Below are 26,497 nucleotides of genomic sequence, written 5' to 3' on the forward strand. Positions count from 1 at the left end.
AACGATTTGAGTTTCTGGAAAAATAAAAACGTATTTGTCACGGGATGCACAGGTCTTTTAGGAAGCTATTTGGTGAAAGAGCTGATCGATCAGGGCGCAAATGTTACGGGGCTTGTCAGGGATCATGTTCCTCAATCCAATCTTTATCAGGGAGAACATATCAAGAAAATGAACATCGTGCGGGGCTCTCTTGAGGACTTGGCTGTGATTGAACGCGCGCTTGGCGAGTATGAGATCGACACAGTCTTTCATCTTGCTGCACAAGCGATTGTCGGCGTGGCAAACCGCAACCCGATTTCTACCTTTGAAGCGAATATCCTCGGCACCTGGAATATTCTCGAAGCCTGCCGCAAGCATCCGTTAATTAAGCGGGTCATTGTCGCTTCAAGTGATAAAGCTTACGGCGATCAAGAAAACCTTCCATACGATGAAAACATGCCGCTGCAAGGCAAGCACCCGTACGACGTCTCAAAAAGCTGCGCAGATCTGATCAGCCACACCTATTTTCACACGTACGGGCTTCCGGTCTGCATTACGCGCTGCGGAAACTTATACGGCGGCGGAGATTTGAACTTCAACCGCATCATTCCTCAGACGATTCAGCTTGTGCTGAACGGGGAAGCGCCGGAAATCCGAAGCGACGGCACATTTGTACGGGACTACTTCTATATTGAAGACGCCGTTCAGGCTTATCTGCTTCTTGCAGAAAAAATGGAAGAAAACAATCTTGCCGGAGAGGCCTTTAACTTCAGCAATGAGATCCAGCTGACCGTACTTGAACTGGTAGAGAAAATATTAAAGAAAATGAACAGTAATCTGAAACCTAAGGTGCTGAATCAGGGAAGCAATGAAATCAAACATCAATATTTATCCGCGGAAAAAGCAAGAAAGCTGCTGAATTGGACACCGGCCTACACTATTGATGAGGGACTTGAAAAAACGATTGAGTGGTATACGGAATTCTTCAAAAAGTAATGTGAAACGAGGTGAACAAGACTGTGACCAGCGCGTATTGCACCGTTTTATCAAAAGGAAGATTATATCAGGCAGTCGCTTTGTTTAAGTCGTTAGAGCAAGTTGATCAAGACAGTCCCATTTTTATACTTTGCATGGATGAAGATACGCACCGCGTGTTACAGAAGCTGAAGATGAAGCAGCTGAACCTTGTGCCGGTGGCCGCTCTTGAAAATGAATTGCTGCTGAAGCTGAAGGAAACCAGAGATCAAAGTGAGTATTGCTGGACGATGAAGCCGATCTTTCTGCAAGCTGTGCTGAACAGCAATCCTGAGCTGGAGCGTGTGACGTATATTGACGGGGATCTCTTTTTCTATGCAGATCCATCGCCGATTTTTGAAAACCAGCCGGACTGCTCGGTGCTGCTTTCACGGGGGGATATTGTAATCCCTTCTTTTGAGAAAGAGCAGATTGACATGCTGCAGCGTCTTTTAGGCAGATATAATTCCGGGTTTATCAGCTTCAAGCATGATGATGCAGGCACGGATTGCTTGGGGTGGTGGAAGGAACGCTGTCTTGAGGAATGCAAAAATGCACCGGGTGAAGGAAAATTCGGTGATCAGGGCTATTTGGATTATATGTCTGAGCTGTTTCCGAATGTGTGTGACATTACAACACCCGGCGTGAACATCGGGCATTGGAATTATGGGCAGCATACGTTTTCCTGGAATGATGGCCGGATCGTGCTGGAGGATGGCAGTCCGCTGATCTTTTATCATTTCAGCGGATACCGAATCGTCAGCATCAATGAAATCAAACAGATTCATGAAACAACCCGCACAGATCTGCCGTTTGTGCATGAACTGTATCAAGAGACACTGCCGCATATCATTCAGCACATGCAAACGTTAGACCCTGAATTTAACGGTTTTGCTTCAAAAGATGACAACAAATAAATGAGTAAATACAGGAAGTGAAAATGAAGTGAAAGCAAGCGTTATTATTCCTGCATATAATTCGAAGGAGCGTCTTTACAACAGCCTTCTGTCATTAAACCAGCAGGAGTGCGATGAAGAATTCGAAGTCATTGTAGCGGACAATGGCTCTGAGGACGGGACGCTCTCGATGCTTGAGTCATTTCAAGCTGATTTTCCGCTGATCTTTACACGGATTAAAGAAAACAGGGGCATTGCGTACGGACGAAATCAGGCGCTTCGCAATGCCAGAGGAGACATCCTGATTTTCCATGACAGCGATATGCTTGCGGCAAAGGACCTTGTGGCAAAACATATTAAAGCCCATGAGAACGAAGAGAATCTCGTCGTGTGCGGGTTGTTTTGGAAACGGATCTACAGTTTTTACTATGAACGATTTGAAGAAGAACATAAGGAACAGCTCGCAAAGCTCACAGGTGAAATGCCGAAGAAAGACAAACAAAAGCTGCTGGAGGAAGCGGACATCAAAAACGGAAGCTTTCTTGATAAAAGCTTTGACCTCGATACCGACTTTATAGACGTGCTCAAGAAGATTTTAGATGAGTACGGCGATGACTTGAAAGGCTATCATATGCCATGGCGCTTTTTTATCACGAATAATTCCTCTGTGAAACGCAAGCATGTGGTTGACCTCGGTTTATTTGACGAAGGCATTGTGCGGTACGGGTTTGAGGATTATGACCTCGGGATCAGGCTTCATCAGGCCGGATTGACCTTCAGGCTTCGCCGTGATATTGTCAGTGTTCATCAGGAACATCCAAGCAATTGTAAGTCTGTAGACGATATTCGGGCAAACATTGCCTATATGTGCGATAAATACAATAACATCCGCTCCTTAGACGTTCATCTCGCTTTTAATGGGCCGTTCCCGCCTGACATGACGAACAGAATCATGGCTGATATTCAAAAGCTGCTGGAATCACAGAAATATGATATGCTGCTGAATCTGTTTCTTGAGCTTCTACATGTTGTTAAAGAGCGCAACATTGATCCGGATTGGCGAAAGAAATCCCCAAGGGTGACGGCGAAAAGCTTTGATTTACAAACTGTCCGCAAGCTTCTGCCTAAGGCGAAGAAAAAGCTAGGCGTGAACGATTTTGCCAACGCACTGTATGCGCTTGTCAACGATTTGCTGCACGTGGATCTTAGATCATTGGATGTGGTATAAGTGAGTACATTTCATTTTTCAACGATAGTGTCAAGGACACATATCTTTAAGCTCATGCCTATGATTCATTCTCTCCATGAGCATTGCGATGATTTTCATTTATATGTGCTGTGTGTCGACCAGAAAGCGTATGAATTGCTTCAGCACGTTCCATGGGAGCATGTAACCTTTGTGCAGCTGCATGAAATGGAAGACCCGGAGCTGCTGAAAGCGAAAAGCAACAGAACGTTTCATGAATATTGCTGGACGTTAAAGCCCGCCTTTTTGTTTCATGTGATGAGCAAGTGGGATGACGCTGAATACTTTGCCCATATGGATACGGATCTATTTTTCTTTTCTGATCCGGCACGTATTTTTGCAGAAAACCCAACGGCGTCTCTGTATTTGACTGATCATCGTAATTCGCCGCGCTTCATGTCCTACTACGACCGAACCGGACGCTTTAATACAGGCTTTGTCGGCGCCGGTAATACAAAGGAAGCATATGAAGCGGTGTGGCAGTGGAGACAGGACTGTATTGAATTTTGCACGGTCGAAATGGATACGGAACGAAAGACATATGGTGATCAAAGATATGTGGAGAAATGGCCGGAGCAGTTTAAAGGTGTTCATGTTGTCAAATCAATAGGAGCCAATACAGCGCTTTGGAATATCGAAAACTATAAGGTCGGGCAAAAGGACGGCCGCGTGTATATAGATGAAACGCCGCTGATTTTCTATCATTTCTCTGGGTTTACACTGGTGACAGAAAAAGAGTTTAATCTTTGCTGGTACTACCGGATTGAAGACGAAGCGACAATTGAGATGATTTATATGCCGTATATATTAAATCTGAAAAGATGGATTGATGAAATACAGTCGGCGTTTCCGGACTTTGCGGATGGCTTTATCCCGAAGCACGCAGTGCCTGACACTCATTTTATCCAGCTGGATTAAAAAACCCCCTGCCGCCTGGCAGGGGTTTTTTCAGCTATGCCATTCTCTCAGCTTCTGGTCACTTGGCAATAGGAAGGCAAGGATGCCGAGAACAGGGAGAAAGGCAATGGCGATCATCGTCGGGGTCAGGCCCGCGGCGTCAATCAGAGCGCCCAGCGCCACAGCGCCGATTGCGCCCATCCCGAAGGCAAGCCCGACGGTTAAACCGGACATTGTGCCGATTTTTCCAGGAACTAGCTCCTGTGCGTAGACGACCGTTACAGAAAAGCTCGACATCAGAACCAAGCCAATCAATGCGAGCACGCCATAGGCGAGAACCGGGCCGGCAAATGGCAGCACAATCGCCAGCGGCGCCGAGCATAACAGCGAACCGAGGATAACGAAGCGTTTTCCAAAACGGTCTGCAAGCGGGCCGCCGAGAAACGTGCCGATTGCGCCGAACAGCAAGAAGACAAAAATATAGCTTTGTGCCTGCTGAATGCTTACGTGATATGTATCCATCGCGTAAAACGTGTAAAAGTTACCGATCGCACTCGTATACCAAGAACGAGCAAAAATGAGAAATATAATAATAATAAGAGCAGATACAACAGATTTGGTGATGGCCGTGTTTTCAGCCGTTTTCTTTTGTTTGCCTGATTTCTGGGCAAGGCTGCCGAGACGTGAGGCGTACCATTTCGCGATATACATGAGAAACATAACAGCAAGCGCGGCGACAAGCGTGAACCAAACAGCGCCGAATTGCCCGAGCGGCACAAGGATCAGCGCGGTGATCAGCGGCGCCATCGCCTGGCCTGAGTTTCCGCCCACCTGATAAATCGACTGGGCGAGCCCGCGTTTTGTGCCGGCGGCCATATACGCCACACGGGAGCCCTCCGGATGGAAAATGGCCGAGCCTAATCCAATGAAAAACACACAGCATAAGATCGTTATGAATGACGGGGCAAATGCAAGGCCCAAAATGCCAAGCATGCTGGCGGTCAAACCGACTGGCAGCGCATACGGCCGCGGCCGTTTATCGGTATACCAGCCGACAACAGGCTGCATGACGGATGACACCATGTTTAATGTGAAAGCGATGATGCCAAGCTGTGTAAACGTCAGGCTCATGGAGCGTTCCAAAATAGGGAACATGGCCGGAATCACAGCCTGAAGCGAATCGTTGAGCATATGGCAAATTCCGATAATAATCAAAATCGGATACACCGTGGTGCCTGGTTTTTGAACTGTTTTTTCTTTTAACGGGGCGGCGATAGCCAATTGAGTCTCCTCCTTACATATATAACCAAAGCATACCACCATATTATTCATAAGGTGAAGAATTTATCAAGAGGAAAAAAGATTCTTATGAAAGAAATACCGTCAGCCTGATTAGCAGCTGACGGTATTTTCGATATTCAAAATGTGATATAGCTCTTCAAGCTTACGAATCTCATAGGTTGGTATGATCTCTGGCACATTCGGCTTCATGTCAGGGTTCATCCAGCAAGTATCAAGCCCGGCGAGCTGTCCGCCTTTGATATCAGCAGTTAGTGAATCCCCGATGATTAATGTGTGCTCTGCTGAAAATTGAGGAATCCGTTCAAACACGTAATCGAAATATTCCTTCATCGGCTTTTGGAAGCCTGTGTCTTCAGAAACGAAAATGTCTTTGAAGAATGGAAATAATCCTGAATCATGGAGACGCTTATATTGTGTGTGAGACACACCGTTTGTCACGATGTACAAATCATACTGTTGCTGCAGATTTGAGATGAGATCAAATGCACCGTCAATAAGCTGATGTCCTTCTTCAAGAAAGCGGCGGTATTTTTGCTCAAGCAAGGCGCCGTCCGCTTCGTAACCGTACTCCTTGAGCAAAGCGGAGAAACGTGTGTTTACGACTTCATCCCGTGTCATCTTACCTTCTTCAAAGGCTCTCCAGAGACCTTGATTGATGGTTTTATACTGCTCCTTCATGTCATTTGTTAAAGGAATGTTCTGATCTTCAAACAGCAAACGCAGGGCTAAAGCTTCTGCCGCTTGAAAATCAAGGATGGTATCATCTACATCAAATAATAAAGTGCGGTATCGTTTCATCTGTGTGTCTCCCTTTCTCATATGTATTCAAAGTATAGCACATAAAAAAAGGAAAAAGCCGGCGGGTGAGGCACCGCCGGCTGAAAAGAGATTATTTGTTTAATAAGCTGTGTTTTCTCGAATATAGGAAGTAAACCAGCGTTCCGACAGCGATCCAGATGACAAATGAAAGCCATGTGACGCCGGGAAGGCTGTTCATGAACCAAAGGCAGATGCCTGCGCTGATAATTGGCACAACCGGAACGAACGGCACTCTGAAGGACGCCTTGATTTCAGGATGTTTTTTTCTTAGCACAATGACAGCAACGGAAATGACCGTAAACGCGGCAAGTGTTCCCATGTTCACCAGATGGGCCAGCGTTCCGAGGTTAATAAAGCCGGCGATTCCCGCTGCAACGATCCCTGTCAGCCATGTGTTGCGGAACGGGGTTTTAAATGACGGATGAACCTTTGCGAACAATCCAGGCAGAAGGCCGTCTCTGCTCATGGCAAATGTCAAACGAACCTGAGCGTACAGCAAAGCGAGCATCACCGTCGTAATCCCGATAATCGCACCGACAGAAATAATTCCGGCAACAGCGTCCTGTCCGACGAATTTCAGCGCAAAAGATACAGGATCTCCGACATTCAATTTGGCATAAGGCATCATGCCTGTCAGCACAAGCGATACCGCGATGTACAGAACCGTGCAGACGGCTAGAGCTGAAATAATGCCGACGGGCATGTTTTTTTGCGGATTTTTCACTTCCTCTGATGCGTTTGAAACCGCGTCAAACCCAAGGTACGCGAAGAATACAGTGGCAGCGCTAAGTATGACGCCTTTCATCCCGAATGGCATAAAAGGAGACCAGTTGTCCGGTTTCACATAGCCGATGCCGACAATAATGAACAATAAAATGATCGCGATTTTCATCAGTACAATAACGTTGTTAAAGCGTGTGCTTTCCTTGACGCCTCTGCTGACAATCGCAGTGATGAGGAGAATGATCACCGCAGCCGGAAGGTTAAATACGGCGCCCGCCGTGCTTCCCGGCGCTCCTGTCAGTGCAGCCGGAATATGAAGATTGAAGCCGGCAAGCAGTGATTGAAAGTATGAAGACCAGCCGGTGGCAACCGCCGACAGTGCAATGACATATTCAAGCATAAGATCCCATCCGATCAAAAAGGCGAGCAGCTCTCCAAGTGTCACGTATGAGTATGAGTACACGCTTCCCGAAATCGGAATGGAAGACGAAAACTCAGCATAACAGAAAGCAGCCAGCGCACAGGCGAGCCCCGCTAAAATAAACGATATGATGAGGGCGGGACCTGCACCGGTCGCTGCCACTGTTCCTGTAATGACAAAAATCCCTGTACCGATGACACAACCGATACCGAGCAAGGTTAAATCAAATGCGCTTAACGTACGGGCAAGGCTTTTTGACTTGCTCTGCGCACTCAATGTTTCAAGCGGTTTTTTTCTAAATAATGAACTCATCAAAAGTTCCTCCTATAAATATTCAAAATATTCTAATCATTATATGCATTTCTTGTTGTATTATATTGTCGAAATTTGACGCAGTCAATAAAATATTTTTCTGCTTTAAATGATAGAAGCGAAACAGCGTTGTCGTATCATAGGATAGTAATTTTTACTAATCGTATATTCAATTTTATGCAAGATGAACCGATAGAAAAAATAGATTCGCCCATATTTTGATTTGCGGTTATAAAGGAGATGCTGACCATGTTTCAATATGAAGAGTTGAATAAACAGTTTATCGGCGGGAAATGGCAGGAGGGCAGCAGCCCAAATGTATTGGAAAACAAAAATCCTTATACTCAAAAAACATTCACAACATTCCGTAAAGCGACTGCTGACGATGTAGATGAAGCGTATCGGGCAGCGGCGCTGGCAAAGAAAAAATGGGATGCGGTCAACCCGTTCGAGAAAAGAACCATTTTAGAAAAAGCCGTCACGTATATTGAAGAAAATGAAGAAGCCATTATTTATTTGATTATGGAGGAGCTAGGCGGTACAAGGCTCAAAGCAGCTTTTGAAATCGGTCTTGTCAAAAACATCATAAAAGAAGCGGCAACGTTCCCAATCCGCATGGAGGGGAAAATTCTTCCGTCCACAATAGATGGCAAGGAAAACAGATTATATCGCGTGCCGGCAGGCGTTGTCGGTGTCATCAGTCCGTTTAACTTCCCATTCTTTTTATCTATGAAATCAGTGGCGCCTGCACTCGGAGCCGGCAATGGCGTTGTGCTAAAGCCGCATGAGGAAACGCCGATTTGCGGCGGAACGCTGATTGCGAAAATTTTTGAGAACGCGGGAATTCCAGCGGGGCTGCTGAATGTTGTTGTCACAGACATTGCTGAAATCGGCGACAGCTTCGTTGAGCATCCAGTGCCGCGGATCATCTCATTTACCGGTTCTACGAAAGTCGGCAGCTACATCGGACAGCTTGCGATGAAGCATTTTAAAAAGCCGCTTCTTGAGCTTGGCGGGAACAGTGCCTTCATCGTACTTGAGGATGCAGATATAGAATATGCGGTCAATGCGGCGGTGTTCAGCCGATTTACACATCAAGGACAGATTTGCATGTCAGCCAACCGCGTGCTTGTTCATTCTTCTATTTATGACAAGTTCCTTGAGCTGTACCAGGCAAAAGTGGAATCGCTGAAAGTCGGCGACCCAATGGATCCTGATACGATTATCGGGCCATTAATCAACAGCAGACAGACGGACGGGCTGATGAAGACTGTTGAGCAAGCAATTGAAGAAGGCGCTGTACCAGTGAAGCTTGGCGGATTTAACGGGACGATCGTGGAACCGACGATCTTAAAAGACGTCAAACCGTTCATGAGCATTGCCAAGGAAGAGCTGTTCGGACCAGTCGTCTCCTTTATGAAGTTTGATTCAGAAGACGAAGCGGTGGATATCGCAAACGAAACCCCGTTTGGCTTGAGCGGTGCCGTACATACGTCAAATCTTGAGCGCGGCGTGGCTTTTGCGAAACGCATTGAAACAGGCATGATTCACGTCAATGACACGACCATCAATGATGAACCGAATGTAGCCTTCGGCGGTGAAAAGCAATCAGGCCTCGGCCGTTTAAACGGTGAGTGGAGCCTCGAAGAATTTACAACGCTGAAATGGATCTCGGTCCAGCACGAAAAACGCAGCTTCCCTTATTAATGAAAAGGAGTGAATGGAATTGACCATAAATACGGAAAAAGAAACCGCAGATATTCTGGACGCATTTATCAAAGTAGCCCCTTATTTAAACAGCCTGGTTCAGGATGATATTACAATCGGCATTTATGATACGGAAAAACTGCTCGTGAATATACCGGCCAAAACCTTTTCGCTGAACGTAAAAGCCGGCGATCCGCTGCAGGAAGGGGATATCATCACAGATGCCATCCGAAGCAATCAGAAGAAGACGAGCATGGTTCCGAAAGAATTGTTCGGCTTCCCATTGATCGCGCGTGCCATCCCGCTGCACGACGAGAATGGAAGAGTCATTGGAGGCGTCGGCCTCGGAACGAGCCTTGAGGAGTCGTCAAAGCTGCATGATGTCGCAGAAAGCTTATCAGCTGTCGTTGAACAAACAGCCGCGGCTATTTCCGACATTTCTGAATCAATTAACGGGTTTTCAACTCAAATGTCGGGCATTTCCTCTCAGGCGAAAAAAGTAAGCGAAAGCGCCGGTGAAATCGCCGATATTTCAGTAACTGTTAAAGGCATCTCTGACCAAAGTAATCTGCTCGGCTTGAACGCCGCGATCGAAGCGGCAAGAGCAGGGGAGTCCGGAAAAGGCTTCTCTGTCGTCGCAGATGAGATCAGAAAGCTAGCAACGCATTCAAAAGAAAATGTCGGCCAAATTGACCAGATTACGAAAAAAATCCACAGCCTGCTGAAAGGGCTGGAGGAATCCATTGAGTCGATTAACCAGCATACAGACGGACAAGCCGCTGCTGTTGAACAAATTTCCGCCACAATGCAGGAGATTTCAGGAAGCGCACAGCATCTTGCAAAAATGGCTGAAAAAGCGCTTGAGGAAGAGTAAAAGACCGGGGACAAATGTCCCCGGTCTTTTACTATCCTGCATTTCCATGAAATTTGTCTGACGTTTTACTAGTTTTATTCCAGCGGCTGATTTAAAATGTACACATGAACTTACGTGAGGATTGATAGGAACCATGAGCATATTAAAAGCGGAAAATCTTTATAAAACATACGGAGATAAAACATTATTTGACCATATCTCCTTTCATATTGAAGAGAATGAGAGAATCGGATTGATCGGGCCGAACGGAACAGGAAAATCAACGCTGCTGAAAGTGATTGCCGGCTTGGAATCTATCGAAGAAGGAGAAATCACGAAATCCGGAAGCGTGCAGGTCGAATTTCTTCATCAAGACCCGGAGCTGCCTGCGGGGCAAACAGTGCTGGAGCATATCTATTCCGGTGAATCGGCTGTGATGAAAACCTTGCGTGAATATGAAAAAGCGCTGTATGAACTGGGGAAAGATCCCGAAAATGAACAGCGCCAGAAACACCTGCTGGCAGCACAAGCGAAAATGGACGCAAACAATGCATGGGATGCAAACACCTTGGCAAAAACCGTATTGTCTAAGCTGGGCGTCAAAGACGTAACAAAACCGGTCAATGAGCTCTCAGGCGGCCAGAAAAAACGGGTAGCCATTGCCAAAAACTTAATTCAGCCCGCTGATCTGCTCATTTTGGACGAGCCGACAAACCATTTGGATAATGAAACGATTGAGTGGCTTGAAGGGTATTTAAGCCAATATCCCGGCGCCGTCATGCTGGTGACGCACGATAGATATTTCTTAAACCGTGTCACCAACCGCATTTATGAGCTTGAAAGAGGCAGCCTCTACACGTACAAAGGCAACTATGAAGTGTTTTTAGAAAAACGCGCGGAACGGGAAGCGCAGGCTGAGCAAAAGGAAACGAAGCGGCAAAACCTGCTGCGCCGCGAGCTGGCCTGGCTCAGACGAGGAGCGAAAGCCCGCTCCACAAAACAAAAGGCGAGAATTGACCGGGTAGAGACGCTTAAAGAGCAGAAAGGCCCTCAGTCATCAGGTTCACTCGATTTTGCCATTGGCTCGCACCGTCTCGGAAAACAGGTTATTGAAGCGGAGAACGTCATGATCGCTTATGACGGCCGCATGCTCGTCGACCGTTTTAATGAACTTGTCATACCAGGTGAACGGATCGGGATCATCGGGCCGAACGGCATCGGGAAAACAACGCTGTTAAATGCCCTTGCCGGCCGTCATACGCCGGACGGAGGCGATATTACGATCGGACAGACGGTCAGAATCGGCTACTATACTCAGGATCATAGTGAAATGAACGGTGAGTTAAAGGTCATTGACTATATAAAAGAAACGGCGGAGGTCGTAAAAACGGCAGATGGCGATATGATTACAGCTGAACAAATGCTCGAGCGTTTCCTCTTCCCGCGTTCGATGCAGCAGACGTATATCCGCAAGCTGTCCGGCGGGGAAAAACGCCGTTTATACTTGCTTCAGGTTCTCATGCAGGAGCCGAATGTCCTGTTTCTCGATGAGCCGACGAACGATTTGGATACTGAAACATTAAGCGTTCTTGAGGATTATATTGACCAGTTCCCTGGCGTCGTCATCACCGTATCCCATGACCGCTATTTCCTTGACCGCGTCGTCGACCGTTTGATTGTATTTGAAGGAAATGGCGTCATTTCCCGCTTTCAAGGCTCCTACAGCGACTATATGGAGGAGTCAAAAGCGAAAAAAGCGGCCCCAAAACCGGCAGCTGATGAAAAATCGGCTGAAGCCGAGCCGAAGAAAAAACGGAAAAAGCTTTCTTACAAAGACCAGCTGGAATGGGACGGCATCGAAGATAAAATTGCCCAGCTGGAAGAAAAGCATGAGCAGCTCGAAGCTGACATCGCCGCAGCAGGCAGTGATTTTGGCAAAATCCAAGAGCTGATGGCCGAGCAGGCGAAAACTGCGGAAGAGCTTGAGGCTGCGATGGACCGCTGGACAGAATTGTCCCTCATGATCGAAGAACTGGAAAGCTAAAAAGCGTGGCCGCAGCAGGCCGCGCTTTTTTTCACATAATGGACAAAAACGAACCGGCCTGCTTATGTTAGGATAAAGTTGTGTGTCAGCGGCACATGGAAAACTAACGGAGATGATGAAGTATGACATGGGCGATCGTGATGTTAATTCTCATGAGTCTGGTGAAAATCGTATTAACCTGTCTTCCTACAGGCGTCATAGAATGGCTGCTCGGCAAATTTGAAGTGCACGCCAAGCTGAGTGACGAAAATGCGAGTCTCTCTCTAGATGGAAAACGCCTCGAGGGTGCAGAGAAGCAGAAAGTGATTGACCAATTTAACGAAGCTGTCTTCCTGGAAAAATATTATATCTATCCAGGTGATGAAGAGCGTTATTTACATCCGGAAAACGGCGGCACGCCGCTGGTGATAGATACAAAAAAAGGAAAAAAAGACGTGAAGCTGCTCGTGTACCGTTACGACGACCATATCGACGTCGTGAAACAGTACAAGAAGAAAGTGATCGCGTATCGAGTGCTTTCTGAAAGCCTTCAAAAAGAGTCTCTGTCAGTGGCGGGAAGTTTAGCTTAAACAGGAAAGTGAAAGACGGGTGCTTTATGCTGCTCGTCTTTTTTATTGTTTTTTAAAACTTAACGTTTACGTTAAGGTTCAAAAGGTGTATAATGGTAACAGAAACGGCGAAGGGGGATTTACCTTGGAATGGATGAAGATTGATCAAGTGGCCAAAAGGAGCGGACTGACAAAGCGGACCATCCGGTTTTATGAAGAAATCGGCTTGATTCCGGCGCCGAAACGGACAGACGGCGGTGTAAGGCTTTATTCAGAGGATGATATGGAGGAGCTTGAGAAAGTCATCAGCACAAAAGAGGTGCTCGGTTTTTCCCTTCAGGAGCTTCAGCATTTCATGGAAACCAGCCGCCAGCTAGAGTTAAACAAAGAGGGGTATTTGTTGTCACTGGATCCTAAGGAACGGAAAGAAAAACTGGAGGAAATTCAGGAAACCCTGAATCACCAGCTGAGTTTGATTGATGAGAAAATCCGCACATTCCAAAGCTTTAAAGAACGCCTGCAAGGCATGAAAGGCAAAGCGGAACGCGCCATTCAATCAATCGAATGAAAAGTTTGCCAAACGCTATTTTTGTAGCGTTTCTTTTAATGGAATAAAGATGGAGGTCAGGTCAAATGGATAAGACAAAACAAGTGAATCAGAAAACAGGCTTGCTCAGCCAGCCAAAAGCGGTATGGGCTGTCGCATTTGCCTGTGTGATTTCCTTTATGGGAATCGGGCTGGTCGATCCAATTCTTCCGGCCATTGCCGCACAATTACATGCTTCACCTAGTGAAGTATCACTCTTGTTTACAAGTTATTTGCTTGTAACCGGATTTATGATGTTTTTCTCAGGAGCCATTTCCAGCCGCATCGGCGCAAAATGGACGTTAATTCTCGGACTTATTTTTATTATTGTGTTTGCGGGGCTTGGCGGCAGCTCAAGCTCAATCGCTCAGTTAGTCGGCTATCGCGGCGGCTGGGGATTAGGGAATGCTTTGTTTATCTCAACAGCGCTTGCGGTTATCGTCGGCGTGTCAGTCGGCGGCAGCGCCCAAGCGATTATTTTGTATGAGGCTGCGCTCGGTCTCGGGATTTCTGTCGGGCCGCTTGCAGGCGGAGAGCTTGGAAGCATTTCATGGCGCGCACCGTTTTTCGGAGTATCTGTCCTGATGTTTATTGCGTTAATCGCGATTTCTTTCATGCTTCCGAAATTGCCGAAACCGGCGAAACGCGTCGGTGTGTTTGATGCGATGAAGGCGCTCAAATATAAAGGCCTTTTAACAATGGCGGTATCGGCATTCTTATACAACTTTGGATTTTTTATTTTGCTTGCTTATTCTCCGTTCGTTCTGGATTTAGATGAACACGGTCTTGGATATGTCTTCTTCGGCTGGGGCCTTCTGCTGGCGATTACGTCAGTCTTTACGGCGCCGCTTGTGCACAAAGCGCTGGGCACAGTGCGTTCGCTCGTCGTTCTCTTTATCGCCTTTGCGGCCATTCTCGTTATTATGGGGATCTGGACAGACCATCAGAATTTGATTATTACATGTATCGTTGTCGCTGGTGCTGTCCTCGGTATGGTGAATACGATCATGACAACCGCTGTGATGGGTTCTGCGCCGGTTGAACGTTCAATCGCGTCTTCAGCCTACAGCTCAGTCCGCTTCATCGGCGGCGCGCTCGCTCCGTGGATTGCAGGAATGCTGTCAGAACATTTCACTGCAAGCACACCATATACAGTAGGCGGAATCGTCGTTTTTGTCGGCATGCTTGTCCTTCTCATGGGACGTAAACATCTTGCTGGAATTAAGGCGGGGCATTAATAACGAAAGACACTGCGCATATGCAGTGTCTTTTTATTCGTTATAATGCATCATAATCGAATTGGTGCAGGAAAGGACAACCTTTATGACACAATTTTACTATTTTCCGGCTGAAAACTCCCTTTAGAAACCGGTTTTTTCGGTCAGCAAGAACGGCGTTCGCGGAAAGGGCATCCGCTTCGGTCAGGCATTGATGCGGCTGGGATTTATCTTGCAGAAGCTGAGAATGTGTCCGTTCATTTACGATTGCCATTTCAGTGATGGTTCATGCTGTAGAGGGGACGTTTGCCATGGATAAGGCAAAACCTGACGAATATGATCAGAAATGTTTAGAAACGCTCTATCAATACATACACAGCGTCATGAAAAACAGCTTTTCTCGGTCGAGTGGTTTACCGCTTGGGCAGATGAGGAGGATTTTGAGCTGTCTGCCAAAAGAGAGCTGACACTTGATGAATTCACATCTCCATTGCAGCTCATTTTAAAAGACAGAGAGCTTTTGAGAATCGTTCACAAAAAATGGCAGTAAAAAACCCGCCCTTCAGCAGGCGGGTTTTTTTATAAATTAAAGCACTTTCGTCGTCCAAGACTCGCAGTTCCACGTTTCTGTCGCAATATCCATATAAAAGTCTGGCTCGTGGGAAATGAGCAGAATGGAGCCTTTATATTCTTTCAGAGCGCGCTTGAGCTCTTCCTTGGCATCGACATCCAAGTGGTTTGTCGGCTCATCGAGCACCAGCAGGTTTGTTTCTGAGTTGATTAGCTTGCACAATCTGACTTTCGCTTTTTCGCCTCCGCTTAATACGGAGACGCGGCTTTCGATATGCTTTGTCGTCAGTCCGCATTTTGCCAGAGCGGCACGGATTTCATACTGCGTATAAGAAGGGAATTCGCTCCATACTTCTTCGATGCACGTATTGTTGTTTGTTTCCTTGACCTCTTGCTCGAAATAGCCGGTATAGATGTGCTCACCGCGTTCTACAGAGCCTTCGAGCGGCTGGATTTCGCCAAGCAAACTTTTCAGCAACGTCGTTTTTCCGATCCCGTTTGCGCCGTAAAGGGCGATTTTTTGGCCGCGTTCCATGCGGAGGTTGAGCGGACGGGACAGCGGGGAATCGTAACCGATCACGAGATCCTTCGTTTCAAAAATCAGCTTGCCTGACGTTCTCGCCGGCTTAAAGTGGAATTCCGGCTTTGGCTTTTCTGCCGCAAGCTCGATCATATCCATCTTATCGAGTTTCTTTTGGCGGGACATCGCCATGTTTCTCGTGCTGACACGCGCTTTGTTGCGGGCAACGAAATCCTTCAGCTCCGCGACTTCCTGCTGCTGCTTTTTGTAGGCCGCTTCAAGCTGCTGTTTCTTCACCTCGTAGACTTCCATAAACTGATGGTAGTCGCCGACATAGCGTGTCAGCTCTTGATTTTCAACGTGATAAATCAGGTTGATGACGCTGTTTAAGAACGGAATATCGTGGGAAATCAGAATGAACGCGTTCTCGTATTCCTGCAGGTAGCGCTTCAGCCATTCAATATGCTGTTCATCAAGATAGTTGGTCGGCTCATCGAGAAGCAGAATTTCCGGCTTTTCAAGGAGAAGCTTAGCGAGAAGGACCTTTGTGCGCTGGCCGCCGCTCAAATCGGTGACATCGCGCTCTAAACCGATATCACTCAAGCCGAGGCCGCGGGCGATTTCTTCCACTTTGGAATCAATAACATAAAAATCATTGTTTGTCAGCGCGTCTTGAATGACGCCGACTTCTTCAAGCAGCTTCTCGAGCTCGTCGGGATCAGCCTCGCCCATTTTGTTGTAAATCTCGTTCATTTCCTCTTCCATCGCAAATAAATAATGGAATGCGTCTTTCAGGACGTCGCGAATAGATTTTCCTTTTTCCAGCACGGTATGCTGATCCAGATAGCCGACACGGACATTTTTTGACCATTCGACTTTTCCCTCATCAGGTTCAAGCTTTCCGGTAATAATATTCATGAAGGTTGACTTTCCTTCACCGTTTGCGCCGATCAAGCCGACGTGCTCGCCTTTTAACAGGCGGAAGGAAACGTTATTAAAAATGGCCCGGTCCCCGAAGCCGTGGCTTAAATCCTTTACAGATAAAATACTCATGTTTACACCTCTATCGTTATCAAACACGCACAATCGGCGTGTAATATTCACCCTTTTGATTATAAAGGAGGATTCGGAATGTTGAAAGGTATAGGAAAGAAAAAGAAAAATTGCGTTCCGGGCGAGGTTTTGAGATACTATGGAATAGATTTCAGGAATTGAGGAGAACAAAATGACGCAAACTTGGCCATTTTTACATAATGCACAATCATTTATACAAGAGAATTGGAATGCTTCCGGCTTTCAAACGCCAACCCCTGTTCAAGAGCAGGCAGCCCAGCTGATCATGGACGGAAAGGATGTCATTGCAGAATCGCCGACAGGCACAGGGAAGACGCTGGCGTATGCGCTGCCGGTCTTGGAGCGGATCAAACCAGAGCAAAAGCATCCGCAGGCGGTGATTTTAGCGCCTTCCCGTGAGCTGGTGATGCAGATTTTTCAGGTGATTCAGGATTGGAAAGCGGGCTCAGAGCTGCGCGCGGCTTCCTTAATCGGCGGGGCGAATGTGAAGAAGCAGGTCGAAAAGCTAAAGAAACATCCGCATATCATTGTCGGCACGCCAGGCAGGGTATTTGAACTGATTAAAGCAAAGAAACTCAAAATGCATGAAGTGAAAACGATTGTACTTGATGAAGCGGATCAGCTTATCCTGCCGGAGCATCGCGAGACGATCAAACAAATTATTAAAACGACATTAAGAGACCGCCAGCTTCTATGTTTCTCTGCCACGCTTAAAAAGGAAACAGAGGATGTGCTCCGCGAATTGGCGCAAGAGCCTGAGGTGTTGAAGGTGCAGCGAAGCAAGGCAGAGGCAGGGAAAGTGAAGCATCAATATCTCATTTGTGACCAGCGTGACAAAGTAAAGCTGCTGCAAAAGCTGTCAAGGCTTGAAGGCATGCAGGCACTCGTATTTGTGAGAGACATTGGCAACCTGAGTGTATATGCGGAAAAGCTGGCATATCACCACGTTGAACTCGGCGTTTTGCACAGCGAAGCGAAAAAAATGGAGCGGGCGAAAATCATTGCCGCATTCGAAAACGGAGAGTTTCCTCTTTTATTGGCGACTGACATTGCCGCACGCGGTTTAGACATTGAAAACCTGCCATACGTGATTCATGCTGATATTCCAGATGAAGATGGCTATGTCCACAGATCAGGACGAACAGGCCGGGCCGGAAAAGAAGGCAACGTGCTGAGCCTTGTGACAAAATTGGAGGAATCAAAGCTGAAAAAAATGGCGAAGAAGCTTGGTGTTGAGCTGAGTGAAGCTGTGTATGCAGGCGGAAAACTGAAGACGAAATAAAAAGGAGGGCGGAAAGCCCTTTTTTTGTTGTAAAATAATAGAAAAGATTTTGCGCGGAGGTGGGAAAATGGCTTCAATAGACAGGTTTCAAGTAATGCAGGAGCCAGAGCTGAAAATACTTGAACACTGGTTTGAGAATGAGGATACCAGACGGAGAATGGATGGGATGCTGCCATTAGATGAGTGGTACGCACGAGTAAATAAAGATAAACACGATACTGTCATCATGGCGTATGATGGACAGCTGCCGGCAGGGATGGTCGTTATTGAGTTCGGAGAGGAGCGGACGTATATTGGATTGATCGTCAATCCTTTGTACCGGCTTCAAGGGTACGGAAAACGGATACTGCAAAAGCTGATGACCGAACCTGATTTTACTAGCGTGCGAGAATGGGTGGCATGCATTGAAGAAGACAATCGAATCAGTTTAGCTTGCTTTCAAGCAGCAGGATTCACTTTAGAAGACACGGAACCTGATGAAGATGGTTTTCTTACGCTGATTCTTCGCAACTGATCTCATCGAAACACAAAAGGAGGGCAAAAAGCCCTCCCGTTTTCATCTTCATTCAGCTCGGATCACTGACCTTGATCAGCTGTTTCCCTTTATTTTCTCCCTTAAATAAACCGAGAAACGCGTCAGGAATGTTTTCGAAGCCTTCTGTGATGGTTTCCTCGTAATGGAGTTTACCAGCCTTCAGCCATTCGGCCAGCTGTTTTGCTCCCTCAGAAAAACGATCGGAGTAGTCGCTTACGATAAAGCCTTGCATCAGCGACTTCGTTTTAATGAGTTTTGATTGGACACGAGGGCCCATGTCATCTGCTTCGCTTTCTGCGTTATAGGAAGAAATGGCGCCGCACACCGGAATGCGGGCAAATTCATTGAGCAGATTCATCACCGCGTCTGAAATCGGTCCGCCGACATTGTCAAAATACACATCGACACCGTCAGGACAAGCGTTTTGAAGCGCTTTTTGGATATCATCCGCTGTTTTGTAATTGATGGCTTCGTCAAACTGAAGCTCCTGTTTTAAATAGTCGATTTTTTCATCAGAGCCCGCGATGCCGACGACTCGCGCGCCTTTGATTTTGGCAATTTGCCCGACTGTTGAACCGACGGCTCCAGCAGCTCCGGAGACAACCACGGTTTCGCCTTCCTTCGGGCGTCCGATGTCCAGCAATCCGAAGTATGCTGTTAAGCCGGTCATTCCCAAAATGCCGAGATAGGCCGAAGCGGGAGCAAGGCTTGTATCAATTTTTCGCAAGGCAGACTCGCTCACAGCGGAAAATTCCTGCCAGCTGAGATTTCCGATGACGATATCGCCTTTTTTCAGATGATTCCCGTCTGACACAACTTCAGCGATAACCCCGCCAGAAAGCGCTTCATCCAAGGCGAACGGCTCAACATATGACTTCGTATCCTGCATACGGCCGCGCATATAAGGGTCAACCGATACATAAAGCGTTTTGACAAGCACTTCCCCTTGCTTGGGTTCAGGAACCGGAATGGTTTCAAAGCGAAAGTCTTCATGAACAGGAATACCTTGTGGACGTCTTGCTAATTGAATTTGCTGCTGAGATGCTGTCATTTTCATCCTCCTATCACTTGGTTGACACCACTGTAACATGGACAGGAGAGGAAATACAAAAGGTAAGCTGGCATACAAAAAAGGTTATAGATGAGCTTATGCTTTCTACAAGCTCTTTTGTTTTAAAAGTTCTCTTTAGTCATTTATCATTATTAGAAAACAGAACAGAAAAAGAGCTCCTGTACACCTAGCTAAGATTGGCTAGTGTGTATGTCGATTCTTTTTCATATTCTTGCAAGCATCTGCGAGGGGGAGCTTAGTCGTTCACATTTTGCTTTCGCATCAATCTGCAATAGCAAAGTCTATGCGATTTTTTTACATCAGCAAAGATTTGTTCAATTTTTTCCTTTTATGCCGAGTTTTTCTGAAACAGATAATTGATGGTACTCAACCATTTTCTTTTGGTCAATAAAGTAATGTTTACTTATTAATTAAACACGCGAAAAAGCAAACGAAAACGAAAACATAATTAAATTTTATATATTTATTAAAAGCTTATATGTTTATTTACCTTTTTTTTGAATTGTAATTGAGAAAATCCATATATTGCGGACACTAATAAAAGAATACCTGCTGAAACATAAACTAAACGAACTCCAAGGAAATCTGAAATAGCCCCTATAGCCAGAATTGAAAACATAAAAATGAACTGTACTAAAGAAGACCTTGCAGACATTATATTAATTCGAGTTTGCTCGGTTGTTATGTTCTGAATAAGTGTTTCTTGTGTAAGATCTCTTAATATATAAGCCGGCCCCATAAAGAGAACCAAAATTAGAGCTAAGTATGAATTACTTATAAAACCATATATTAAAGTTAAACTTCCATATGAGACAGCGCCAATTAACATAAAATTAATTAACTTATTTTGAAATCTCTCCGACAGCTTATATATTATAAATCCCCCTATCATCGAACCTAAATAATATGCTCCATTAATAAATCCCCACCATGATTCTCCTTTATGCAAGACTTCGTTAACGAAAGCTAAAGAGACAGATCCTATCCAAATCATTCCTGCCCATGACTCAATTAAATCCATAATAATAATTGTTCTAAGTTTCTTTTGGCTAAATAAATACCGCCAACCACTTACTATACTCTTATTGGGAGAATTTTTTTCACGTATGACAGAATTAGCGTGGCCATGTGGTAGACAAAATAAAAGAGAAAGAAGAGATGTAAACAACAAAAAGATAGTAAGTATAATGGTATATCCCTCACCTAAAAATGCAATTATGAGACCACCTAAAGACCAGCCTACAAATTGAAAAGTTTGGTCCACTGTAGATAATAATCCATTTGCTTTTACTCTTCTATCAGGAGAGATTATTTCCCCTATAATTGCACTTTTTAAAGGTGAGAACCATCCATTAAAAAAGGAAATACAGCTAATAATAATAAAGACTAAAATGAGAGTTTGATTAGAGTAAGTTCTTAATAAAGCATAGAACAAACATATTAATAACAGCATTTGTATCAATTGAGAAATAATTATTGTAAGAGGCAGTTTTAATCGAATTGTTATTAACGGTAATATAGCACTTCCAAAAATACGAAAAATAATACTTATTAATGTCACCATAGAGGCGATGGTTGTCGAATTGGTCATTTTAAACAAAAACGAAATCACTACCATAGTATATAGAGAAAAACCTAAATTTGTAGTGGTCTGGCTAAATAAAATAGAATAATAACCTTTACTCATATGTATCCTCCCTTGGAATAATTTTTCTCGGTAAAGAGCTTAAACATATTTAAACACCTTAAAACAACAAAAGTAAAGAAAAAATTTCCTTGTAAACTATTTACTTTTATTCTATTTATTGTTATTGTTTATTTAAGTTCTCTGACTATTCTATCAATATTCAGGGAACCACATATCTTATTAAAGGGGGGAAAACCATGAGAAAATTAAGAAAAAACTGGAGAAAATCGATTGTTAGCCCGGTTCTTTATACTAATGAAAAATGGTAAACACTTAGGGAATAGCATTTAATGCTATTCCTTATTTCAACAAACAAATCGGGAGGTTATCGTAATTTGACTCTATTAATGCAAGATCATAAATCAATTTACAATAAAGATATAGAAATATTAATTGAAGTTGAAGAACTTATTACTTCTGTTCCAGAAAATAAAAAAAATGATTTTAAGAGTTTAATCGATAATAGAATTATGACTCTACTAAATAAAATTCAACACCCTGTAGCAGCGGAAAATGTGTTTGGGATGTGTATTGCTTATCCGAATACTTACATAAGGTATAGATTAATTGATTTCGTTGAAAAATGGGTACCTTATTTCTCTGCTGTAGAAACTATAATCAATCTAACCCAGGATCCGGATGATTTAGTTTCTTTTAAAGCTATGGATGTCTGTGCAAATCATAAAATTGAAGAATCTGTAGCATATTTGTCTTCGATCATTGATGATGTCCGGGAGAGTATAAGCTACCCTAAAAAACCTGTGGGATTAGGGGCCCAAAAAGTATTAAGTACATTATTAGATATATTCGGTGTTGAAAAACATGAAGAGCTAGTAATGCTAAAAAATTATTTTGATCAAAATGGTATACTTCCTAATAACTTTGACTTTGAAGAAAAAATTCCTCAAAGTCTAATAGAGGAATTCGAAAAAACAGAAGAAGATGGGATGATTTTAATTCCGGGTGGCTTTTTTGAATTCGGTTTAAATGAAAATGAAATTCCTGACAAAACATTTAATTGGAAAGATGCTGTTCCTAGACAAAAAGTATGGTTACCTCCATTTTTTATCGATAAGTATCCTGTTACAAATAAAGATTATGATATCTTTACCGAGTTCATAGAGGAAAATGGGCATATATTCTGTCATCCTAATGAACCGCAGAATAAACAACATAGAAGAAATACATATTGGGATGATAGGTATTTAGATAATCATCCCGTTACAGGTATAGATTTTTATGATGCATTTGCTTACGCAAGATATAAGGGGAAAGAATTGCCAACCGAGTTTCAATGGGAAAAAGCTGCTCGAGGCGAAAAGGGTAATGTCTGGCCTTGGGGAGATAAATTTGATCCTGCAAAGGTTCAATATGCTGGAAGTCTTTATAATGAACCCATTACTTCTTTAAAGTCCTGGAGAGAAAATTTATTAAAAGCTCATGCTGATAAAGAATTAAATCATTTAACAAGTGATATTTTTGAGCAAAATGGTGAAAGTCCCTATGGAGTATGCGGTATGATCGGCGGAACATGGGAGTGGACTAGAAGTGAGCTTAAAACAAAGAGAGCTTTCCACCCTATTTTTGAGAATGTACCATTTAATAGTGTTAACTCATTTGCCGTTCTTAAAGGAGGATCATTCTTCTCTCATCCAGGCTTAATGTTCCCTTCTTTTAGAGCAAAAGATATTCCTTTCTGTCGACACAATGAAATGGGGATTAGATGCGTAAAGAATATTCCAGTATATAAAATTAGAGAATCAATTAATGGGCCAATTACTAATAAAGCAATTTATTAATCATTCTAGGTTAGAGACTTGATAAAAGTATACTAACATTGTGTAATAATGTTCAGCTTGTAGAAAAAACAATGTTTTTTCTACAAGATTTTATTTTAAATGCTTTTCAAAATTATCAGGGATTGAGAATCAGAAAAAGAGCCATTAAGCTCGATCTTAGCTAGGTATTACGATCTTCTGTATATTATTGTGAGAAATATAGAAGATTCAGTTAGTTAGCATTTCGATTTTAAGCTGAGCCTGCAATAGCAAAGCATCTGTTTTGATTATTCTTTTTCTGATACATAAGCTAATTTTGTCGCTTTTCTTTTTTGTCTTTTCACGCATTTCGAGGATGACTTACTATAATTCTTTCAGCTTTTCTATGTGTTAAGATTCGAATAGATGAAATAACTTTAACAAGTTGGTCAATAAGAACAGATTTAACTTTATGTTAAAAGAGTATCTCGTATAGAACATAAGAAGAATGACCAGTTTTTTAAGATTATCATCAATTATGTGAGAATAAAATATTATAAGGGAAAATGAAGGCTGTCACGTTTCTCGACAGCCCTAGGGATTTCCTCTCCTTTTCATTTCGCCCGTAATTTCGGGCACAGTCCCGTCGGCAGGCACATTGGCTTCTGGTCGATCGGGCTTCTCATGATGCAGCATTCCAAGCCGAAGACTTCACGGAAAAATGGCTGGGTGAACACATCTTCCGGTGTTCCGGCGTTGTATATTTTTCCGTCCAGCACACTGATCAGATAGTCAGCATATTGAGCGGCTTGGTTTAAATCATGGAGCACCATGACAACGGTGCGGCCATGGTCGCGGTTCAGCTTTTTCAGCAGTTCAAGCACTTCAATCTGGTGTGAGATGTCTAAATACGTGGTCGGCTCATCAAGCAAAAGCAAATCAGTGCCTTGCGCAAGTGCCATGGAAATCCAGGCTCTTTGTCTTTGGCCGCCTGAAAGGGCATCCAGCGTCCGATCCTTCAGTTCAATCATGCCCGTTGCTTCTAGCGCCCACTCTACCATGTCATGATCCTCTTGGGTATGCTTGGATAACAGCTTTTTGTGAGGATGTCTGCCAAAATAGCATAATTCCTCTACCGTCAATCCTTCAGGAGCCTGAGGAGATTGTGGAAGAATGGCCAGTTTTTTTGCGACTTCTTTTGATGGCTGGCGGTGGATGTCTTTTCCTTCTAGTAGCACTGTACCGCTTTTCGGGGCCATCAGCCTGGCGAGCGATTTGAGGATTGTTGATTTACCGCAGCCATTAGCGCCGATGAGCGCAGTGATTTTTCCTTCTTCTATCTTTAAGTCGACTCCGTCAATAATCACTGTACTGTCATATGAAAGAGTGAGCTGGTCTGCAGCCAGTTTTCCCATGGTATCCTCTCCCTACTGTTTCCTCGCTTCGAATTTCAATAAATATAAGAAATAAGGCGCGCCGATCACGGCTGTCAGTATTCCGGCAGGTATTTCAACCGGAGGCATGATGCCGCGCCCTAACGTATCTGCAATTAATAATATAATAGCACCAATCAATGCCGATGCAGGCAGTAAATATTTAGCTTTTTCTCCGGTAAGCCGTCTGGCGATATGCGGAGCAAGCAAGCCGATAAAACCGATTGAGCCGACGACGGCTACACAGCTTCCCGCCAACGCCACCGCGGTGAAAATCAGGATGAATCTCAGCCGGTTTGCGTTTTCTCCGAGACCCTGTGCAAGCTCATCCCCGAGTGACATAAGATCCAGCTTCGGTATGAGTATGCAGACGATCGGAAAAAGAATTAAAAGCCATGGCGCAAGCAGCTTGACTTCTTCCCAGTTTCTTCCCCAGAGGCTTCCTGTCAGCCAAATGAGTGCAGCATTCACGTCGCCCGGAAACTTGACCATCATATATTGCATACCGGCGTGGCAGACCGCGCCTAAAGCAATGCCTGATAAAGCCAGTGAAGAGGGCTGAATGCTCTTTTTTCGGGCTATCATTAATAATAGTACAGCAATAATGGCGGCTCCGGCAAATGCGGAGAACGGAAGCACGTATACCGGCGACTCAGGAAAGATGAGAATCACAGCCATCGCCGCAAGTCCGGAGCCTTTTGAAATGCCGACAACGTCCGGGGAAGCGAGCGGATTTCGGATCACACCCTGTAAAATTGCTCCAGCAGCGGCAAGCCCAGCACCGGCCAAAATCGCTAATATGATGCGGGGCAGACGATATTGCTGGATGATAAATTCAAAGGAATGATCCAGTCCCAGCAGATTCGTCACTACCGCATCAGGTGAAATGTATAATGCACCGATTCCAATGCTGATGACGGACAGAACGATTAAAATCACGGCCAATATGAGTATCGCCAGCAAGGGGCGTTTTTGTTTTCTGGTTGTTTTCTTCATTTCAGATGTCGCCCTTTCCTTGCCAAATATAAGAAAAACGGCGTTCCGATAATCGCGGTGACAATGCCGACCGGTGATTCATAAGGAAATGCAATCCATCTGGCCAGAACATCTGCGTACACCAGCAAAATGGCACCGAACAGTGCCGAAAACGGAAGCACGTATTGATAATGTTCTCCGATCAGCTTGCGGACAATATGCGGGACGAGCAGCCCGACAAAGCCAATCGGCCCGGCGACGGCTACGGAAGCGCCGGAAAGGATTAAAATAATCAAACTGATCAGAATCCGGATGCCGTTCATATTTTGTCCAAGCCCTTTTGCTGTTTCGTCTCCGAGACCGAGAACAGAAACAGAACCGGAAAATACGAGGGCAAGCCCGATGCCAATGACAGAAAACGGAGCGATGGTTATGACGTCCTGCCAGTTGCTGCCGTCGATTGCGCCTGTCATCCAGTACAGAACATCCTCACCTGACTCATTTAAAATAATGATGGCCTGTGTCATAGAGGAGAGGAACAAGTGCACGGCCATTCCTGACAGCGCCAGCTTGACAGGTGTCATTCCGCCGGATGAGGCAATCATATACACAATCGCGCCGCCTGCTGCCGCACCCGCAAAAGCGAATATAACAGATGAATAGGGCGATGCCGGCAGAATGACGAGAGAAGCAACGACAAAAAGCGATGCACCCGCATTCACACCGAAAATTTGGGGTGAAGCCAGAGGGTTTCTGGTCATAGCCTGCATCAGCGCCCCTGCTACAGCTAGGCTGGCGCCGACAAAAACGCCGATTAATGTGCGGGGAAGGCGAAGAGTAGAGATGATGAGCTGTTCCTTTGAACCGTCCCATACAAAAAGATATTTCAATGAATCTATGATGCCGATGTCTGAGGCTCCTACTGAAAGATTCAGCCCAAGCCCAAATATAAAAATAATCAGTGCAATGATGAACATCATCAGTCTTGATGATGAGCGCCGTTTGGCTGAATGATACAACAGTCTCAC

The 26,497-nt window shown here is 44.8% G+C and carries 23 protein-coding genes; 14 read left to right on the plus strand and 9 right to left on the minus strand.

Features of this window, described 5'->3' with window-relative positions:
• Positions 1–6: 6 nt before the first annotated feature.
• Genes MKX71_RS04045 through MKX71_RS04060 form a run of 4 tightly spaced genes read left to right on the plus strand, consistent with a single transcriptional unit; the run spans position 7 to position 4,053 of the window.
• Complete coding sequence (locus tag MKX71_RS04045) at positions 7–975, plus strand: GDP-mannose 4,6-dehydratase (RefSeq protein WP_003233783.1); 969 nt, start codon at positions 7–9, stop codon at positions 973–975.
• Between the two features lie 23 nt (positions 976–998).
• Positions 999–1,910: a putative nucleotide-diphospho-sugar transferase gene (locus tag MKX71_RS04050; RefSeq protein WP_015715489.1), complete on the plus strand. Its 912-nt coding sequence runs from the start codon at positions 999–1,001 to the stop codon at positions 1,908–1,910.
• A 28-nt stretch (positions 1,911–1,938) separates the two neighbouring features.
• Positions 1,939–3,117 carry a glycosyltransferase family 2 protein gene (locus MKX71_RS04055; protein WP_003233779.1) on the plus strand — a complete coding sequence of 393 codons (1,179 nt, stop codon included), beginning with the start codon at positions 1,939–1,941 and terminating at the stop codon, positions 3,115–3,117.
• Positions 3,118–4,053 (plus strand): putative nucleotide-diphospho-sugar transferase, encoded by a 936-nt coding sequence (locus MKX71_RS04060; protein WP_015252589.1) that lies wholly within the window; start codon positions 3,118–3,120, stop codon positions 4,051–4,053. It abuts the gene before it with no gap.
• Between the two features lie 30 nt (positions 4,054–4,083).
• Here MKX71_RS04060 and MKX71_RS04065 read toward each other — a convergent pair whose 3' ends face one another.
• From MKX71_RS04065 to MKX71_RS04075, 3 genes are all read right to left on the minus strand, one after another.
• Positions 4,084–5,313, minus strand: coding sequence for an MFS transporter (locus MKX71_RS04065; RefSeq protein ID WP_003243467.1), 1,230 nt, complete (start codon positions 5,311–5,313; stop codon positions 4,084–4,086).
• A gap of 111 nt (positions 5,314–5,424) precedes the next feature.
• Entirely contained in the window at positions 5,425–6,132 is a 708-nt protein-coding gene (locus MKX71_RS04070) for a YjjG family noncanonical pyrimidine nucleotidase (RefSeq protein ID WP_116316373.1), read from the minus strand.
• Positions 6,133–6,223: 91 nt separating this feature from the next.
• Complete coding sequence (locus tag MKX71_RS04075) at positions 6,224–7,609, minus strand: amino acid permease (protein WP_327847448.1); 1,386 nt, start codon at positions 7,607–7,609, stop codon at positions 6,224–6,226.
• 249 nt (positions 7,610–7,858) lie between these two features.
• Here MKX71_RS04075 and yfmT point away from each other — a divergent pair, with 249 nt between their 5' ends.
• From yfmT to MKX71_RS04110, 7 genes are all read left to right on the plus strand, one after another.
• The gene (gene yfmT, locus MKX71_RS04080) at positions 7,859–9,316 is read left to right on the plus strand and encodes a benzaldehyde dehydrogenase (RefSeq protein WP_003244104.1); all 1,458 of its coding nucleotides are present in this window, start codon (positions 7,859–7,861) and stop codon (positions 9,314–9,316) included.
• A 13-nt stretch (positions 9,317–9,329) separates the two neighbouring features.
• A complete protein-coding gene (locus tag MKX71_RS04085; protein ID WP_003233767.1) occupies positions 9,330–10,190 on the plus strand; it encodes a methyl-accepting chemotaxis protein in 861 nt (286 codons plus the stop codon).
• Positions 10,191–10,323: 133 nt separating this feature from the next.
• Entirely contained in the window at positions 10,324–12,213 is a 1,890-nt protein-coding gene (locus tag MKX71_RS04090; RefSeq protein WP_327847447.1) for an ABC-F family ATP-binding cassette domain-containing protein, read from the plus strand.
• 122 nt (positions 12,214–12,335) lie between these two features.
• The gene (locus tag MKX71_RS04095) at positions 12,336–12,782 is read left to right on the plus strand and encodes a YfmQ family protein (protein WP_327847446.1); all 447 of its coding nucleotides are present in this window, start codon (positions 12,336–12,338) and stop codon (positions 12,780–12,782) included.
• Between the two features lie 124 nt (positions 12,783–12,906).
• The gene (locus MKX71_RS04100) at positions 12,907–13,329 is read left to right on the plus strand and encodes a MerR family transcriptional regulator (RefSeq protein ID WP_014479143.1); all 423 of its coding nucleotides are present in this window, start codon (positions 12,907–12,909) and stop codon (positions 13,327–13,329) included.
• Between the two features lie 65 nt (positions 13,330–13,394).
• Positions 13,395–14,585, plus strand: a complete 1,191-nt coding sequence (locus MKX71_RS04105) for an MFS transporter (protein ID WP_327847445.1) — start codon at positions 13,395–13,397, stop codon at positions 14,583–14,585.
• 290 nt (positions 14,586–14,875) lie between these two features.
• The gene (locus tag MKX71_RS04110) at positions 14,876–15,031 is read left to right on the plus strand and encodes a hypothetical protein (protein WP_080262654.1); all 156 of its coding nucleotides are present in this window, start codon (positions 14,876–14,878) and stop codon (positions 15,029–15,031) included.
• A 119-nt stretch (positions 15,032–15,150) separates the two neighbouring features.
• On the opposite strand, the gene MKX71_RS04115 is transcribed toward MKX71_RS04110, so the two are convergent.
• On the minus strand, positions 15,151–16,707 hold the full coding sequence (locus tag MKX71_RS04115) for an ABC-F family ATP-binding cassette domain-containing protein (RefSeq protein WP_014476110.1): 1,557 nt from the start codon (positions 16,705–16,707) through the stop codon (positions 15,151–15,153).
• 172 nt (positions 16,708–16,879) lie between these two features.
• Here MKX71_RS04115 and MKX71_RS04120 point away from each other — a divergent pair, with 172 nt between their 5' ends.
• Together MKX71_RS04120 and MKX71_RS04125 are read left to right on the plus strand one after the other, a co-directional pair.
• Positions 16,880–18,010, plus strand: coding sequence for a DEAD/DEAH box helicase (locus tag MKX71_RS04120; RefSeq protein ID WP_015252580.1), 1,131 nt, complete (start codon positions 16,880–16,882; stop codon positions 18,008–18,010).
• A gap of 67 nt (positions 18,011–18,077) precedes the next feature.
• Entirely contained in the window at positions 18,078–18,524 is a 447-nt protein-coding gene (locus MKX71_RS04125) for a GNAT family N-acetyltransferase (RefSeq protein WP_015252579.1), read from the plus strand.
• A gap of 52 nt (positions 18,525–18,576) precedes the next feature.
• Here MKX71_RS04125 and MKX71_RS04130 read toward each other — a convergent pair whose 3' ends face one another.
• A complete protein-coding gene (locus MKX71_RS04130) occupies positions 18,577–19,596 on the minus strand; it encodes an NADP-dependent oxidoreductase (protein WP_029317502.1) in 1,020 nt (339 codons plus the stop codon).
• A 487-nt stretch (positions 19,597–20,083) separates the two neighbouring features.
• Positions 20,084–21,304 (minus strand): MFS transporter, encoded by a 1,221-nt coding sequence (locus MKX71_RS04135; protein WP_003233743.1) that lies wholly within the window; start codon positions 21,302–21,304, stop codon positions 20,084–20,086.
• A 335-nt stretch (positions 21,305–21,639) separates the two neighbouring features.
• Between MKX71_RS04135 and MKX71_RS04140 the strand changes: the two genes are divergently transcribed.
• Entirely contained in the window at positions 21,640–23,103 is a 1,464-nt protein-coding gene (locus tag MKX71_RS04140) for a formylglycine-generating enzyme family protein (protein ID WP_003244287.1), read from the plus strand.
• A gap of 572 nt (positions 23,104–23,675) precedes the next feature.
• On the opposite strand, the gene yfmF is transcribed toward MKX71_RS04140, so the two are convergent.
• The 3 genes from yfmF to fecD are packed head-to-tail and all read right to left on the minus strand — an operon-like array spanning position 23,676 to position 26,488.
• A complete protein-coding gene (gene yfmF / locus MKX71_RS04145; protein ID WP_003233737.1) occupies positions 23,676–24,476 on the minus strand; it encodes a Fe(3+)-citrate ABC transporter ATP-binding protein YfmF in 801 nt (266 codons plus the stop codon).
• A gap of 12 nt (positions 24,477–24,488) precedes the next feature.
• Positions 24,489–25,490: a Fe(3+)-citrate ABC transporter permease YfmE gene (gene yfmE, locus MKX71_RS04150; RefSeq protein WP_003243506.1), complete on the minus strand. Its 1,002-nt coding sequence runs from the start codon at positions 25,488–25,490 to the stop codon at positions 24,489–24,491.
• Positions 25,487–26,488, minus strand: coding sequence for a Fe(3+) dicitrate ABC transporter permease FecD (fecD, locus tag MKX71_RS04155; protein ID WP_015482945.1), 1,002 nt, complete (start codon positions 26,486–26,488; stop codon positions 25,487–25,489). Before fecD ends, yfmE begins: the two co-directional genes overlap by 4 nt.
• Positions 26,489–26,497: the final 9 nt, after the last annotated feature.

The organism is Bacillus sp. FSL M8-0071 (assembly GCF_037975455.1).
Lineage (GTDB): Bacteria > Bacillota > Bacilli > Bacillales > Bacillaceae > Bacillus > Bacillus subtilis.

Coding starts and splice junctions, on each gene's coding strand:
- MKX71_RS04085 (WP_003233767.1), top strand. CDS start 9,330: ATGGAATTGACCATAAATACGGAAAAAGAAACCGCAGATATTCTGGAC.
- MKX71_RS04125 (WP_015252579.1), top strand. CDS start 18,078: ATGGCTTCAATAGACAGGTTTCAAGTAATGCAGGAGCCAGAGCTGAAA.
- yfmT (WP_003244104.1), top strand. CDS start 7,859: ATGTTTCAATATGAAGAGTTGAATAAACAGTTTATCGGCGGGAAATGG.
- MKX71_RS04070 (WP_116316373.1), bottom strand. CDS start 6,132: ATGAAACGATACCGCACTTTATTATTTGATGTAGATGATACCATCCTT.
- MKX71_RS04130 (WP_029317502.1), bottom strand. CDS start 19,596: ATGACAGCATCTCAGCAGCAAATTCAATTAGCAAGACGTCCACAAGGT.
- yfmE (WP_003243506.1), bottom strand. CDS start 25,490: ATGAAGAAAACAACCAGAAAACAAAAACGCCCCTTGCTGGCGATACTC.
- yfmF (WP_003233737.1), bottom strand. CDS start 24,476: ATGGGAAAACTGGCTGCAGACCAGCTCACTCTTTCATATGACAGTACA.
- MKX71_RS04105 (WP_327847445.1), top strand. CDS start 13,395: ATGGATAAGACAAAACAAGTGAATCAGAAAACAGGCTTGCTCAGCCAG.
- MKX71_RS04115 (WP_014476110.1), bottom strand. CDS start 16,707: ATGAGTATTTTATCTGTAAAGGATTTAAGCCACGGCTTCGGGGACCGG.
- MKX71_RS04110 (WP_080262654.1), top strand. CDS start 14,876: ATGGATAAGGCAAAACCTGACGAATATGATCAGAAATGTTTAGAAACG.
- MKX71_RS04120 (WP_015252580.1), top strand. CDS start 16,880: ATGACGCAAACTTGGCCATTTTTACATAATGCACAATCATTTATACAA.
- MKX71_RS04090 (WP_327847447.1), top strand. CDS start 10,324: ATGAGCATATTAAAAGCGGAAAATCTTTATAAAACATACGGAGATAAA.
- MKX71_RS04135 (WP_003233743.1), bottom strand. CDS start 21,304: ATGAGTAAAGGTTATTATTCTATTTTATTTAGCCAGACCACTACAAAT.
- MKX71_RS04075 (WP_327847448.1), bottom strand. CDS start 7,609: ATGAGTTCATTATTTAGAAAAAAACCGCTTGAAACATTGAGTGCGCAG.
- MKX71_RS04095 (WP_327847446.1), top strand. CDS start 12,336: ATGACATGGGCGATCGTGATGTTAATTCTCATGAGTCTGGTGAAAATC.